9 protein-coding genes are annotated in these 14,149 nt (G+C 66.4%); 3 read left to right on the top strand and 6 right to left on the bottom strand.

Annotated features, from left to right (window positions below; genetic code table 11):
• Positions 1-76: 76 nt before the first annotated feature.
• From OP497_RS05135 to OP497_RS05110, 6 genes are all read right to left on the bottom strand, one after another.
• Positions 77-886 (bottom strand): peptidylprolyl isomerase, encoded by an 810-nt coding sequence (locus tag OP497_RS05135; RefSeq protein ID WP_280546972.1) that lies wholly within the window; start codon positions 884-886, stop codon positions 77-79.
• Positions 887-1,066: 180 nt separating this feature from the next.
• Positions 1,067-1,744 carry a respiratory nitrate reductase subunit gamma gene (gene narI, locus OP497_RS05130; protein ID WP_280546971.1) on the bottom strand — a complete coding sequence of 226 codons (678 nt, stop codon included), beginning with the start codon at positions 1,742-1,744 and terminating at the stop codon, positions 1,067-1,069.
• Positions 1,741-2,529: a nitrate reductase molybdenum cofactor assembly chaperone gene (gene narJ, locus OP497_RS05125; RefSeq protein ID WP_280546970.1), complete on the bottom strand. Its 789-nt coding sequence runs from the start codon at positions 2,527-2,529 to the stop codon at positions 1,741-1,743. The genes narI and narJ overlap by 4 nt, the downstream gene beginning before the upstream one ends.
• On the bottom strand, positions 2,522-4,090 hold the full coding sequence (gene narH / locus OP497_RS05120) for a nitrate reductase subunit beta (RefSeq protein ID WP_280546969.1): 1,569 nt from the start codon (positions 4,088-4,090) through the stop codon (positions 2,522-2,524). Before narH ends, narJ begins: the two co-directional genes overlap by 8 nt.
• Positions 4,087-7,863: a nitrate reductase subunit alpha gene (locus OP497_RS05115; RefSeq protein ID WP_280546968.1), complete on the bottom strand. Its 3,777-nt coding sequence runs from the start codon at positions 7,861-7,863 to the stop codon at positions 4,087-4,089. The genes narH and OP497_RS05115 overlap by 4 nt, the downstream gene beginning before the upstream one ends.
• Positions 7,864-8,061: 198 nt before the next feature.
• Entirely contained in the window at positions 8,062-9,387 is a 1,326-nt protein-coding gene (locus OP497_RS05110) for an MFS transporter (RefSeq protein WP_280546967.1), read from the bottom strand.
• 162 nt (positions 9,388-9,549) lie between these two features.
• On the opposite strand from OP497_RS05110, the gene OP497_RS05105 reads away from it, so the two are divergent.
• From OP497_RS05105 to OP497_RS05095, 3 genes are all read left to right on the top strand, one after another.
• The gene (locus OP497_RS05105; protein WP_280546966.1) at positions 9,550-11,454 is read left to right on the top strand and encodes a type IV pili methyl-accepting chemotaxis transducer N-terminal domain-containing protein; all 1,905 of its coding nucleotides are present in this window, start codon (positions 9,550-9,552) and stop codon (positions 11,452-11,454) included.
• Positions 11,455-11,459: 5 nt separating this feature from the next.
• The gene (narL, locus tag OP497_RS05100; RefSeq protein WP_280546965.1) at positions 11,460-12,125 is read left to right on the top strand and encodes a two-component system response regulator NarL; all 666 of its coding nucleotides are present in this window, start codon (positions 11,460-11,462) and stop codon (positions 12,123-12,125) included.
• A gap of 268 nt (positions 12,126-12,393) precedes the next feature.
• Entirely contained in the window at positions 12,394-13,986 is a 1,593-nt protein-coding gene (locus OP497_RS05095) for an antiporter (protein ID WP_280546963.1), read from the top strand.
• Positions 13,987-14,149: the final 163 nt, after the last annotated feature.

Below are 14,149 nucleotides of genomic sequence, written 5' to 3'. Positions count from 1 at the left end.
GCCGCCCGCGGCGCGAGCGGCGTCATGGAAAGGAGAGTCGGAAGCGTCGGGGGCCAGGCCGGCCCCCTTCATGTGGCTACTGCATCAGGGCGCTGCCGCCCTCGTCGTCGAGCGATATCCCCTCGACCCCGATCTCGGCCTCCAGCGCCAGCAGGTAGTGGCGCAGGGCACGACGGGTGGCCTGTTCGCGAAGGCTGTGGCGGACGTGCTCGGCTACCTGCTCATAGGGCAGCTCGCGTCCCTCGATGCGCTGATCGATGGTGACGATATGCCAGCCATAGCGCGAGGCTAGCGGACGGTCATGGAGCCCCTCGGGCAGATGCTGCAGGGCACGGTCCAGCTCGGCCACAGTCTGTCCGGGCGCCAACCAGCCCAGGTCACCGCCCTCCTCCTTCGAGGGGCAGGCGGAGTGGCGCTGGGCGAACTCGGTAAAGCGCTCAGGCACTGCCTGCAGCTCGCGGACCAGCGTCTCGCCCAGGCGATAGCCGGCGTCGCGGGCCGGGGCGTCGTCCGGGGCAGCGGCCAGCAGCACGTGGCGTACCCGCAGGCGGGTGGGTTCGCTGAAGCGCTCGGGATGGGCGGCGTGGAAGCGGCGGCAGTCCGCCTCGGCGGGCTCGGGCACATCCAGCTCCCGCTCCAGCAGCTCGGCGATGGCGGCATCCGCCTCATCGACCGCCTCGGCCACTCCCAGGGCCGCCGCCCGCTGGCGCAGCAGCTCGCGCACCACCAGGGCGCGGGCTGCCTTGAGCTGGGCGGTGCCGGCGCTGTCCGCCGGGTGGTGCTGCATCTCCTCGGCAATGGCGGCCTCCTCGATGGTGGCCTCGCCGACCCGGATGGGCGGGGGGCTCGCGCCCCCGGGGATCATCTCGATATCGATCTTCTGCATGGCTAAATCCTTGAAACTCATTTCGACCGGCCTCGGTTAAGAGGGCTTTTCCGGGGGCAGGGCTACGAGGAGGCGCTGTGAACCCTTCCCTGGGCGCTACCGACGCCATCCCTGGCGTAGGACCTCCTCTACGCCCTGCCCCCGGCGCCCCTTGCCAGCAGTATGGGCAAAGGCCTGGTCTCAGCCCCGCTTGCGCACCAGCTGGTAACGACGCGTCACGTAGCCGAAGGGCACGCTCCAGACGTGGACCAGACGGGTGAAGGGGAAGACCAAGATGATGGTCAGGCCCACCAGGATGTGCAGCTTGTAGATGAAGCTCAGGCCCTCGAGGTAGGTGGCCGCACCGCCCTGAAAGAAGACGATGGACTGTGCCCAGCCGGCAAGCTGGATCATCACGCTGCCGTCCAGGTGGCCCAGGGCGGGGATGATGGTCAGGAGGCCCAGCGAGACCTGCACGACCAACAGCACGATGATGACGGTATCCATTGTGCTGGACGAGGCCCTCACCCGCGGGTTGGTCAGGCGGCGATGGGCCAGCATGGCGCCTCCCACCAGGCACATCACGCCGGCGATGCCGCCGACCAGGATGGCGATTAGCTGCTTGGTCCCGGCGCTTATGAAGGGCGCGTAGACCCAGTGCGGGGTCAGCAGGCCCACCAGATGGCCGAAGAAGATCACCAGGATGCCGACATGGAAGAGGTTGCTGGCCATGCGCATGTTCCGGGAAGTCAGCATCTGGCTCGATCCGGTCTTCCAGGTGTACTGGCCATGATCGAAACGCAGCAAGCTACCGACCAGGAAGATGGTGCCGGCAAGGTAGGGGTAGAGCCCGAACAGCAGGGTATTAAAGTAGCTCATGACTGGTCTCCTTGATGCCTGGCGGCGACGGAGGCGGGATCGAGGACCCGCACCGCCTCGCTGTGCGTCACGTTCTTGCGCTCGGCGAGTCGCCGGCCCTCGGCAGATTGCAGGGCGCAGTCCTCGTCGGAGGCGGCACTGAAACGCACCGCTTCTTCCTCCCACACCTCGTCCAGCGCTTCCGGGGTGTCATCGGACGCCTCCTCCTTCACCGTCTCGCGGTGGGCGTCGACGTCCCCCTCGGCGCCGATCAGCGCCAGCAGCGCCAGCGGCACCAGGGCATGGTCGGCGTCACGCTCCTCCAGCCGAGCAGCAATCAGTGCCAGGATATGGCGAATCTCGCCCAGCCAGCGGCCGATGTCGGCCTCCGGGCGGGTCGAGAGGTACTCCAGGAATAGCGGCAAGTAGTCGGGTAGCTCACGGGCATCGAGCTCGAAGCCCGCGGCGCTGTACTCAGCCATCAGGTCGACCATGGCCTGGCCGCGATCGCGGGACTCGCCGTGGACGTGCTCGAAAAGCAGCAACGAGGTGCTGCGCCCCTTGTCGAACAGTGCCACGTACTCAGCCTGCAGCTCCATCAGGTCGGCCTCCAGCAAGCGCTGGCACCAGTCCATCAGGCGGGTGCGCAGCGCCGCCTCCCAGCGGCGCTCGGCGTCGAGGAGCTCGATCATCTCCGGTGCGGCAGCCTGGAGCTCCGCGGAGGGGTAGTCGAGCAGCCGGGCCAGCACGCGCAGGCTCAGCATGTCCGGCTCCGCGGCGGGGTGTTGCAGTGCTGCCTCAGCCATGACGCACCTCCTCGGCTTTCTCATCGCTCTGCGGATCAAAGGTCTCGACCGGCTGGACCAGGGTGGTGGTCGTCTTGCGACCGCCGAAGAGGCTCTGGCCGCTGTCGCCATGGCAGCCGTCGCCGAAGCTGAAGCCGCAGCCGCCGCGCTCCGGGAAGGCCTCGGTGGCTATCTCACGGTGGCTGGTGGGGATCACGAAGCGGTCCTCGTAGTTGGCGATGGCCAGGTACCGGTACATGGATTCCACCTGGGCCTCGGTGAGCCCCACGCTCTCCAGCACTTCGGTCTCGGCCTTACCCTCGACATGCTTGCCACGCATATAGAGGCGCATGGCCATCAGCCGCTTGAGCGCCAGCACCACGGGCTCCTCCTCGCCGGCGGTGAGCAGGTTGGCCAGGTACTTGACCGGGATGCGCAGCGACTCGATCTTGGGCATCACGCCGTCGAACTCGACGTTGCCCGCCTCGGCGGCGGACTGGATCGGCGACAGCGGCGGCACGTACCAGACCATCGGTAGGGTGCGATACTCGGGGTGCAGCGGCAGCGCCAGGCCCCAGTCCATGGCCAACTTGTAGACCGGCGAGGCCTGGGCGGCGACGATCACGTTGTCGGTGATGCCGTCCTTCTTCGCCTGGGCGATCACTTCCGGGTCGTTGGGATCCAGGAATATCTCGCGCTGGCGATGGTAGAGGTCACGCTCGTCCGGGGAGCTGGCCACTTCCTCGATACGGTCGGCGTCGTAGAGCAGCACGCCGAGGTAGCGGATCCGGCCCACGCAGGTCTCGGAACAGACGGTCGGCTGGCCGGCCTCGATGCGCGGATAGCAGAAGATGCACTTCTCGGATTTCCCGGTCTTCCAGTTGTAGTAGATCTTCTTGTAGGGGCAGCCGGAGATGCACATCCGCCAGCCGCGGCACTTGTCCTGGTCGATCAGGACGATGCCGTCCTCCTCACGCTTGTAGATCGCGCCGCTCGGGCACGATGCCACGCAGGTCGGATTGAGGCAGTGCTCGCACAGGCGCGGCAGGTACATCATGAAGGTGTTCTCGAACTGACCGTAGATGTCGGCCTGGATCTTCTCGAAGTTCGCGTCCTTGCGGCGCTTGGCGAACTCGGTGCCGAGGATCTCTTCCCAGTTCGGGCCCCATTCGATCTTGTTCATGCGCTGGCCGGAGATCAGCGAACGCGGCCGCGCGGTGGGCTGGTGCTCGCCCTGCTTGGCGGTGTGCAGGTGCTGGTAGTCGAAGGTGAACGGCTCGTAGTAGTCGTCGATCTCCGGCAGATCGGGGTTGGCGAAGATGTTCGCCAGCACCCGCCACTTGCCGCCGATGCGCGGCTCAATGCGGCCATCCTTGCGGCGCAGCCAGCCGCCCTTCCACTTGTGCTGGTTCTCCCACTCCTTGGGATAGCCGATGCCGGGCTTGGTCTCGACGTTGTTGAACCAGGCGTACTCGACGCCCTCGCGGCTGGTCCAGACGTTCTTGCAGGTCACCGAGCAAGTGTGGCAGCCGATGCACTTATCGAGGTTGAGGACCATGCCTACCTGGGAACGAATCTTCATTTCACGGCCTCCTGCTCGTAATCGTTGCCTTCGCCATCCAGCCAGTCGATCTTCTTCATCTTGCGCACGATGACGAACTCATCGCGATTGGAGCCGACGGTGCCGTAGTAGTTGAAGCTGTAGGAGAGCTGGGCATAGCCGCCGATCATGTGGGTCGGCTTGGGACACACGCGGGTGACCGAGTTGTGGATACCGCCGCGGGTGCCCGTCTGCTCGGAACCCGGCATGTTGAGGATCCGCTCCTGGGCGTGGTACATCATCGCCATGCCGTTCTTGACCCGCTGACTGACCACGGCCCGGGCGGCGATGGCACCGTTGGCGTTGTAGAGCTCGATCCAGTCGTTGTCCTCGACGCCGATGGATTTCGCATCATCCTCGGACATCCATACGATGGGCCCGCCCCGCGACAGGGTCTGCATCAGCAGGTTGTCGCTGTAGGTGGAGTGAATGCCCCACTTCTGGTGCGGGGTGATCCAGTTCAGGGCAATCTCCGGGTTGCCGTTGCCCTTGGGTTCGGCCACGCTCACCGCCGCTTTGGTATCGATGGGCGGCCGGTAGACCAGCAGGCTCTCGCCGAAGGCACGCATCCAGGGGTGGTCCTGGTAGAACTGCTGGCGACCGCTCACCGTACGCCAAGGGATCAGCTCATGGACGTTGGTGTAGCCGGCATTATAGGAGACGTGCTCATCTTCGAGGCCGGACCAGGTCGGGCTGGAAATGATCTTGCGCGGCTGGGCGACGATGTCACGAAAGCGGATCTTCTCCTCTTCCTTGGGATGCGCCAGATGGGTGTGGTCACGCCCGGTAATCTTGGAGAGGGCGTCCCAGGCCTTCACGGCCACCTGGCCGTTGGTCTCCGGCGCCAGGGTCAGGATCATCTCGGCAGCGTCGATGGCGCTGTCGAGTTGAGGGCGGCCCTTGTGCGGCCCCTCTGTCTTGCGGTGGTTGAGCTTGCCGAGCAGGTCCACCTCCTTCTCGGTCTTCCAGCTAATGCCCTTGCCGCCGTTGCCGATGCTCTCGAGCAGCGGACCGATGGAGGTGAAACGCTCGTAGGTCTCGGGATAGTTGCGCTTGACCTCGATCAGCGCCGGCATGGTCTTGCCGGGGATCGGCTCGCACTCACCCTTCTTCCAGTCCTTGACCTCGACCTGCGCCAGCTCGGCGGGAGAGTCGTGCTGGTGCGGCAGGGTGACCAGGTCGGTCTCCTCGCCCAAGTGCCCCTCAGCGGCCGTGGAGAAAGACTTGGCGATGCCCTTGAAGATCTCCCAGTCGCTGCGCGACTCCCAGGCCGGGTCGGTGGCCGCGGTCAGCGGGTGGATGAAGGGGTGCATGTCCGAGGTGTTAAGGTCGTCCTTCTCGTACCAGGTCGCCGTGGGCAGCACGATGTCCGAGTAGAGGCAGGTGGTGGACATGCGGAAATCCAGGGTCACGAACAGGTCGACCTTGCCCTCCGGGGCGTCGTCGTGCCAGTTGACCTCCTCGGGCTTCTGGCCGCCGACCTCGCCCAGATCCTTGCCCTGGATACCGTGGCGGGTACCCAGCAGGTACTTGAGCATATACTCGTGGCCCTTGCCGGAGCTGCCCAGCAGGTTGGAGCGCCACACGAACATGTTGCGCGGGAAGTTCTGGGGGTCGTCCGGATCCTCGGCGGCGAAGGCGAGCTTGCCCTCCTTGAGCTGCTGCACGGTGTAGTCGACCGTGCTCATATCGGCGGCCTCGGCGGCCTTGGCCAGGCGCAGCGGGTTGGTGCCGAGCTGCGGCGCGGAAGGCAGCCAGCCCATGCGCTCGGCGCGCACGTTGAAGTCGATCAGGCTGCCCGAGAAGTCCTCGGCCTTGGCCAGCGGCGAGAGGATCTCCTTGATCTCCAGCTTCTCGTAGCGCCACTGGGAGGAGTGGTTGTAGAAGAAGGAGGTGCCGTTCATGTGGCGCGGCGGACGCTGCCAGTCGAGACCGAAGGCCAACGGCGTCCAACCGGTCTGCGGGCGCAGCTTCTCCTGACCCACGTAGTGGGCCCAGCCACCACCGCTCTGGCCGATGCAGCCACACATCACCAGCATGTTGATCAGGCCGCGGTAGTTCATGTCCATGTGGTACCAGTGGTTCATACCGGCACCGACGATGATCATGCTGCGACCCTGGGTCTTGTCGGCATTCTCGGCGAACTCGCGGGCGATGCGGGTGGCCTGCTCGGCGGGCACGCCGGTGATCTTCTCCTGCCAGGCCGGGGTATAGGGCTTGACCTGATCAAAGGAGGTGGCGCCGTCATCCTCGCCCTCCTTACCGAACCCGCGGTCGATGCCGTAGTTGGCGCACATCAGGTCGAACACGGTGACCGCCAGCGCCTCACTGCCGTCGGCCTTCTTCAGGCGCTTGACGGGCAGGCTGTGGAACAGCAGCTCGTCGCTGGCACCGCCGCTCTTGACGTGATCGAAGTGTTCATGGGCGATGCCGCCGAAGTAGGGGAAGGCGACCTTGGCGACGTCATCATGCTTGTCGGCCAGGGTCAGCAGCGGCTTGATCTCGGTGCCTTCGGCATCCAGCGGCTCGAGGTTCCACTTGCCGACCTCATCGCCGGTCTCGCCCCAGCGGAAGCCGATGGAGCCGCGCGGCACCACCAGCTGGTCGCGGGTCTCGTCCCACGCCACGGTCTTCCATTCCGGGTTGTTGCCCTGGTCCAGGCTCGCCTCGAAGTCGCTGGCGCGCATCTGGCGGCCCGGCGCATAGCTGCCGTCCTCGCGCGGCTCCAGTTCGACCAGAAACGGCATGTCGGTGTAGCGCCGCACGTAGTCGGTGAAGTAACTGCTGGTGTTCTCGAGGTGGAACTCCTTGAGGATCACGTGCCCCATGGCCATGGCCAGGGCGGCATCGGTACCTTGCTTGGCACTCATCCACTCATCGGTGAGCTTGGAGACCTCGGCGTAGTCCGGGGTGACGGACACCGTCTTGGTGCCCTTGTAGCGCACCTCGGTGAAGAAGTGGGCGTCCGGGGTACGCGTCTGGGGGACGTTGGAGCCCCAGGCGATGATATAGCCGGAGTTGTACCAGTCGGCGGATTCGGGCACGTCGGTCTGCTCGCCCCAGGTCTGGGGGCTGGCCGGTGGCAGATCACAGTACCAGTCATAGAACGACAGGCAGACGCCGCCGATCAGCGACAGGTAACGAGCACCGGAGGCGTAGCTGACCATGGACATGGCGGGGATCGGCGAGAAACCGATAACGCGGTCCGGGCCGTACTGCTTGGCGGTGTAGACGTTGGAGGCGGCGATCAGCTCGTTGAGCTCGTCCCAGTCAGCGCGCACGAAGCCGCCCATGCCGCGGGCGCGCTTGTACTGCTTGGCCCTGGCCGGGTCCTCGACGATGGAGGCCCAGGCGTCCACCGGGTCGCCTTTGGCTTCGAGGGCCTCACGCCACAGCTTGAGAAGCGGCTTTCTGATCAGCGGGTACTTGAGGCGGTTGGCGCTGTACATGTACCAGGAGTAGCTGGCGCCCCGCGGGCAGCCGCGTGGCTCGTGGTTGGGCAGGTCGGGTCGGGTGCGCGGGTAGTCGGTCTGCTGGGTCTCCCAGGTGACCAGGCCGTTCTTGACGTAGATCTTCCAGCTGCACGACCCGGTGCAGTTCACCCCGTGGGTGGACCGCACCACCTTGTCGTGCTGCCAGCGTTGCCGGTAGCCGTTCTCCCACTCGCGGGACTCCTGGCGGACCTCGCCATGCTCGTTGGCGAAGGGCTCGCGGGCCTTGCGGAAGAAGTTCAGCCGATCAATGAAGTGACTCATGGTCGCTCTCCAGGCTCCTGAAAAGATGCGTGGCCACCCCGGGCCACTCGGACTGCCGCTCCCTCGCCGGGCTCAGGCAGCTTCCATGGGGGGAATTCTGGCGGAATGAACGGCGGAATACTGCCCGGTTACCTCCATATACATGCCCCCTACCTCCAAGGGGATAGACGGCGCCGTGGGAGGGGTTAGACGGCGCATTCAGCGTGCGCGACCCGGGCCTCGCGCATGGTCGGCGAGCATCACCAGCATGCACACCACCAGGGCGGCGTAGAGGAACATGAAGCCCGCGGTACGCACCCCCAACCACTCGCTGCCCAGCACGAAGACCGGCGGCAGCAGGGCGGCGAAGAGCCCGCCCAGGGTCAGCGCCAGCCCGCCCACCAGCGCCATGTCGTCGCCATGATCGCGATGGATCAGCCGCATCAGACTGCCCTGCCCGATCCCCATGGCGACACCCATCGCCACCAGCAGCCCCAAAAAGCCCCATAGCGGGGCCGCATAGTGCAGCGTCAGTTCGCCATGCACGCCCTCGATGCGCATCGAGAAGGGGGGGTAGGAGAGCAGGAAGAGGCAGATCAGCACGAAGGCGCTGACCCACCAGCGCAGGCTGCGGAAGTCGCGACGATCGGCCAGGGCGCCGCCGATCACCTGGCCCGCCCCGACGGCGAGCGTAAAGGGCAGCGCAAAGAGCGCCGCGGCCTGCAGCGAGAGGCCGTAGCGGGCCACCAGATGACCCGGCAGCCACAGCGCCAGGGCCACGAAAGCGCCGAAGAAGAAGCTGTAGGTGATCGCCAGCCGCCAAAGCTGCCAGTCGGCGAGGCGGGTGGCGAAGCACACGGCGCGCGTGCTCGGCGACGACCGAACCGGCGGCGCCTCGTCATCCAGCGTCTCACCGACGGGCGCGTCGCCATCATCGGCGAACAGCCACAGCAGGGCCGCCACCAGCAGCACCGGCAGCAGATAGAGCAGCGGCGCCAGGCGCCAGCCATAGGCCTGACTGACCAGCGGCAGCAGCAGGTAGCTCAGCCCCGCCCCCACCATGCCGGCTCCGTAGAGGCCCAGCGCCAGGCCGGTATGGCGCGGCGGCCCCAGTTCCGCCACATAGACCAGGCCGGCGGCCAGCGAGCCGGCCCCCAGCCCCAACCCCAGTCCGGCCAGCAGGAACTCCAGGTAGTGATTCGCCTGGCTGACCCACCACAGGAAGGGACAGATCAGCAGCAGGCAGCCGAGCATGACCCGACGCCCACCGAGGCGACGAGCCAGCAGTGCCATGGGCAGGCTGGCCAGCGCCCCGGCGAGCATCGGCATGGCCAGCAGCACCGCGAAGCCGACGCTGCCCAGGGCCAGGTCCCGGCGCAGCTCCACGCCGAGCACGGCGAACAGGGTCCAGCAGGCGAAGACCAGGGCGAAGGCCAGTGGCGAGAGCACGACCACCACCAGCGAACGGTAGCCCGGGGGCGCCGATTCGCCATCGACCGGCGCATCGCGGGGCTCGTTCGGGAGGGGATCGGGGTCGCAGGACATGGCGCCGGGGCTCGAGGGATATGACTGAATTCTCGGGAGCCCCGGGGACAGGGTCAAAAGGGCAAGGGAGGTACACCTTTGAGGGAGCAACGACTACCCACTAGGGTATAGTAGCAACCTGAGTCCCAACTCCAGCGCCGCATGCGGAGGGCGATCCTGCCGATGAAACTGCTGCAACGCTCCCTGGTGGCCCGCATCATCGCCTCGCTGCTGGCGATCAGCGCCATGGCACTGATCAGCATCGTGGTGACCATGGTGGTGGCCAACGGCAGCCGCGGTGATGCCGCCGCCATCAACGTGGCCGGCTCGCTGCGCATGAACACCTACCAGATCGTCGCTGCCCTGCAGCGCTATGAACAGCAACCCGAGGCGGCGCAGCGCGAACGGGTCCAGGCGCTGAGCGAGCGTTTCCACGAACGGCTGGTCAGCCCCCGCCTGACCGCGGCCCTGCCCGGGGCCGAGGACCATCCCCTGCAGGCGCAGTACCGGATGCTCAAGGCGCGCTGGGACGAGGCGCTGGCGCCCCAGGTGACCCGCGCCATTGCCGGCGAAGGGTTGGAGGTCGACGCCCTGCGCCAGACCCTGGACGACCTGGTGGGCGACATCGACCAGCTGGTCACCCAGCTGGAGCAGAACAGCGAGGCCAAGATTCGCCTGCTCAGCGTGCTGCAGATCCTCTTCCTGACGCTGACCGCCGTGGTAGTGGCGATCGCCCTCTACGACATCCGCCACAACCTGGTGGCCCCGCTACACCAGCTGGTGGTACTGGCCCGGGAGGCCGGCCGCCACAACTTCCAGTATCGCACCCGGCTCAAGGGCAGCGACGAGCTGGCCCTGCTGGGCCGGACCCTGGATACCATGGCCGGCGAGCTCGCCGCCAGCTACGCCGAGCTGGAGGAGCGCGTCTCGCGCAAGAAGCTGGAGCTCGAGCGCAGCAACCGGGTCATGCAGGTGCTCCACGACAGCAGCCGGGCTCTCTATGGCGGCGGCAACGACCTCTGCGCCAGCGCCGCCCCGATGCTGCGCCGCATCGAGCAGCTGCTCGACCTCGGCCCGATCCGACTCTCGCTGCATGACCCCTTCGACGACCGCGAGGTGCCGATACTCGCCACCCACTCGCGCAGCCGCCCGACCTACTGTCGCGACCACGAGTGCCACGCCTGCCTGATCGATCCCCAGCCCCTGGAGCTCTCCAAGCGCGAGGGGGCGGAGTGCCTGCTGCTGCCGGTGAGCGTCGGCGCGACCCTGCTCGGCACCCTGGAGGTCCGGTACTCTGAGGGGGGCGAGCTCACCGACAGCACCCGCCGGTTGCTCAACGCCTTGACCGACCAGCTGGCCACGGCGATCTACCTGCAGCGGCGGATCGAGGAGCAGCAGCAGGTAACGCTGATGAACGAGCGCACCATCATCGCCCGTGAGCTCCACGACTCCCTGGCCCAGTCGCTCTCCTACCTCAAGATGCAGGTCGCCAGGCTCGAGCGCATGCAGGCCAAGGAGATGCCACGCGAGGCCCAGACGGCGGTCTTCGGCGAGCTGCGCACCGGGCTCGACAGCGCCTATCGTCAGCTGCGCGAGCTGCTCACCACTTTCCGCCTCAAGCTCGAGGGCCCCGGCCTGCAGAGCGCCATGCGCCAGACCACCGAGGAGTTCGCCGCGCGGCTGGGCTTCAAGGTCGAGCTGTTCTTCGACGTGCCGCCGCACCTGCTCAATCCCAACGAGGAGATCCATGTGCTGCAGGTGGTCCGCGAGGCGCTGGCCAACGTCCACAAGCATGCCCGGGCCCACTGGGCGGCAGTTACGGTGCGCTTCCAGCAGGCCCGGCTGCATGTCATGGTCGAGGACGACGGCATCGGCCTGCCGGCGGACGGCTCACCGCCCATGCACTACGGCCTGGTGATCATGCGCGACCGGGCCGATACCCTGGGTGGCGAGTTCGCGGTACGCAACCGCCAGGCCGGCGGCACCCTGGTCGAGCTCACCTTCTCTCCCCAGACCGCGCGGCTGATCGCCCAGCAGCCGGCAAGCGGCTCCGAGACCACCGCCCTTCAACACGGACACAGGGACTAGCCAGGATGACCCGGACCGATCACGACACCCCTGCCACGATCCTGCTCATCGACGACCATCCGCTGCTGCGGCGCGGTGTGGCGCAGCTACTCGAGCTGGAAGACGACCTGGACCTGGCCGGCGAGGCGGGCGAACCGGAGGTCGGACTCCGGCTCGCCGGCGAACTCGACCCCGACATGATCCTGCTCGATCTCAACATGCCCGGCATGGACGGCATCGCCACCCTGAAGGCGCTGCGCGAGCAGGGCTATGCCGGGCGCATCGTGATGTTCACCGTCTCGGACCACGAGGAGGACGTGGTCGCCGCCCTGCGCAGCGGCGCCGACGGCTACCTGCTCAAGGATATGGACCCCGACGAGATGGTGCGCCAGCTGCACCAGGCGGCCCTGGGGCGCATGGTGATCAGCGAGAGCCTCACCGCCCTGCTGGCCGAGGCGCTGCGCAGCCAGCGCAACCAGCCGGCGGCCCCGGATATCCACAGCATGACCCAGCGCGAGCGCGAGATCCTGCGCGAGTTGGCCGCCGGTCTCTCCAACAAGCTGATCGCCCGCAAGCTCGACATCACCGAGGGCACGGTGAAGGTGCACGTCAAGCACCTGCTCAAGAAGCTCAACCTGCGCTCGCGGGTGGAGGCCGCGGTATGGGCCGTCCAGGAGGGTGTGGACAAGTAGATCCTGTGTGGATACCTCCAAAGACTCCCGCGGCCTCCGCCGCCGCACCCACCACCCCGCCCGACACGACTAATTCCTTGCAGATCAATGAGCTATAGCTGGATACCTCCTACCACTCTGGAGGTATCCTGCGGATTTTCCGGCATTTTTCCCCCGTTTCGCCGTTTCCCCACGAGGCGTATCTTTCGCGGCAAAGCCCCACGCCTTGATATTGGTCAACCGTGACCGTGGGCCGGGGCCCCACGCAAGCTCTCTGAGGGGAAATGCCATGACCAGAAAGAATGCCGACATCGAAAATTGGGATGTCGAGAATGAGGAGTTCTGGGAGAAGGAGGGCAAGAAGGTTGCCAACCGCAACCTCTGGATCTCCATTCCCAGCCTGCTGATGGGCTTCGCCGTCTGGCTGATGTGGGGCATGATCACCACCCAGATGCGCAACCTGGGCTTCCCGTTCACGGTGGACCAGCTGTTCACCCTGACCGCCATTGCCGGCCTCGCCGGCGCCACCCTGCGCATCCCGGCCTCGTTCATGATCCGCATCGCCGGCGGGCGCAATACCATCTTCCTGACCACCGCCCTGCTGATGGTGCCCGCCCTGGGCACCGGCATCGCGCTGATGAACCCGGGCACGCCCTTCTGGGTGTTCCAGGCCCTGGCGCTGCTCTCGGGCGTCGGCGGCGGCAACTTCGCCAACTCGATGAGCAACATCTCCAGCTTCTTTCCCAAGAAGCAGCAGGGCTACGCCCTGGGCATGAACGCCGGCCTCGGCAACTTCGGCGTCACCACCATGCAGATCCTGATCCCGCTGGTGATGACCGTGGGCATCTTCGGCGCCCTGGGCGGCGAGCCAATGGAGCTGCAGAAGGCCAGCGGCACCCTGATCGGGCGTATCGAGGCGGGCACCGATACCTGGATCCAGAACGCCGCTTTCATCTGGCTGATCTTCCTGATCCCACTGGCCTTTGCCGGCTGGTTCGGCATGAACAATATCCGCGCCATCACGCCCAACCCCGGCTCTCCCCTGCAGGCCTTCGGCAAGATCCTGGGCCTCTATGCGGTGGGCCTCCTGACCTCGATCCTCGGCGTGGTGGCGCTGGGCTGGCTCAACATGTGGCTCGCCCTGCCACTGACCATCGTGCTGACCCTGTTCCTGCTGCGCCTGATCCCGGGTGACATCAAGCCGAACATCCAGAAGCAGTTCGCGATCTTCTCCAACAAGCATACCTGGGCGATGACGGTGCTCTACATTGCCACCTTCGGCTCCTTCATCGGCTTCTCCGCGGCGCTGCCGCTCTCGATCAGCGTCATCTTCGGCAACATGATGGAGGTGGCCGCCGACGGCACCATCACTCGGGTGGCCAACCCGGAGGCCCCCAGCGCCCTCACCTGGGCCTGGATGGGTCCCTTCGTCGGCGCGCTGATCCGCCCGGTGGGCGGCTGGATCTCCGACAAGGTGGGCGGTGCCATCGTCACCCAGGCGATCTCCGTGGTGATGGTGCTGGCCTCCGCCGCCGTGGGCTACGTGATGATGCTGGCCTACAACGCCACCGACCCCAACCAGTACTTCTGGATGTTCCTGGTACTGTTCATCGCGCTGTTCGCCGCCAGCGGCATCGGCAACGGCTCCACCTTCCGCAGCATCGGCTTCATCTTCGACCTGCAGCAGAAGGGCCCGGTGCTCGGCTGGACCTCCGCCGTGGCCGCCTACGGCGCCTTCATCGCCCCGCGGGTGATGGGCGAGCAGATCAAGGCCGGCACCCCGGAGATGGCCATGTATGGCTTCGCGGTCTTCTACGCACTCTGCCTGGTCGTCAACTGGTGGTTCTATCTGCGCAAGAACGCCTACGTAAAGAACCCCTGATGGTCACTGCCGGGTCCGAGGGGCCCGGCAGTGACCTGCCACCGCAGGCGCTGCCTACCAAGGGGTAGCGGATAGACACATCGGGGGTACTGGCGGCAGACGCTTGATGCATATCAAGGGCAATCGACAGGCTACCGCCACACTGGACAGCACCATTCATGCT

The organism is Halomonas sp. 11-S5 (assembly GCF_029889825.1).
Lineage (GTDB): Bacteria > Pseudomonadota > Gammaproteobacteria > Pseudomonadales > Halomonadaceae > Halomonas.
Note: the sequence above shows the minus strand (reverse complement) of the source record. Positions and strands in the feature narration are given on the sequence as shown.

What these genes read in the sequence shown, in the direction of transcription:
- OP497_RS05135 (WP_280546972.1), bottom strand. Translation starts at nt 886, where the DNA reads ATGCAGAAGATCGATATCGAGATGATCCCCGGGGGCGCGAGCCCCCCG.
- narI (WP_280546971.1), bottom strand. Translation starts at nt 1,744, where the DNA reads ATGAGCTACTTTAATACCCTGCTGTTCGGGCTCTACCCCTACCTTGCC.
- narJ (WP_280546970.1), bottom strand. Translation starts at nt 2,529, where the DNA reads ATGGCTGAGGCAGCACTGCAACACCCCGCCGCGGAGCCGGACATGCTG.
- narH (WP_280546969.1), bottom strand. Translation starts at nt 4,090, where the DNA reads ATGAAGATTCGTTCCCAGGTAGGCATGGTCCTCAACCTCGATAAGTGC.
- OP497_RS05115 (WP_280546968.1), bottom strand. Translation starts at nt 7,863, where the DNA reads ATGAGTCACTTCATTGATCGGCTGAACTTCTTCCGCAAGGCCCGCGAG.
- OP497_RS05110 (WP_280546967.1), bottom strand. Translation starts at nt 9,387, where the DNA reads ATGTCCTGCGACCCCGATCCCCTCCCGAACGAGCCCCGCGATGCGCCG.
- OP497_RS05105 (WP_280546966.1), top strand. Translation starts at nt 9,550, where the DNA reads ATGAAACTGCTGCAACGCTCCCTGGTGGCCCGCATCATCGCCTCGCTG.
- narL (WP_280546965.1), top strand. Translation starts at nt 11,460, where the DNA reads ATGACCCGGACCGATCACGACACCCCTGCCACGATCCTGCTCATCGAC.
- OP497_RS05095 (WP_280546963.1), top strand. Translation starts at nt 12,394, where the DNA reads ATGACCAGAAAGAATGCCGACATCGAAAATTGGGATGTCGAGAATGAG.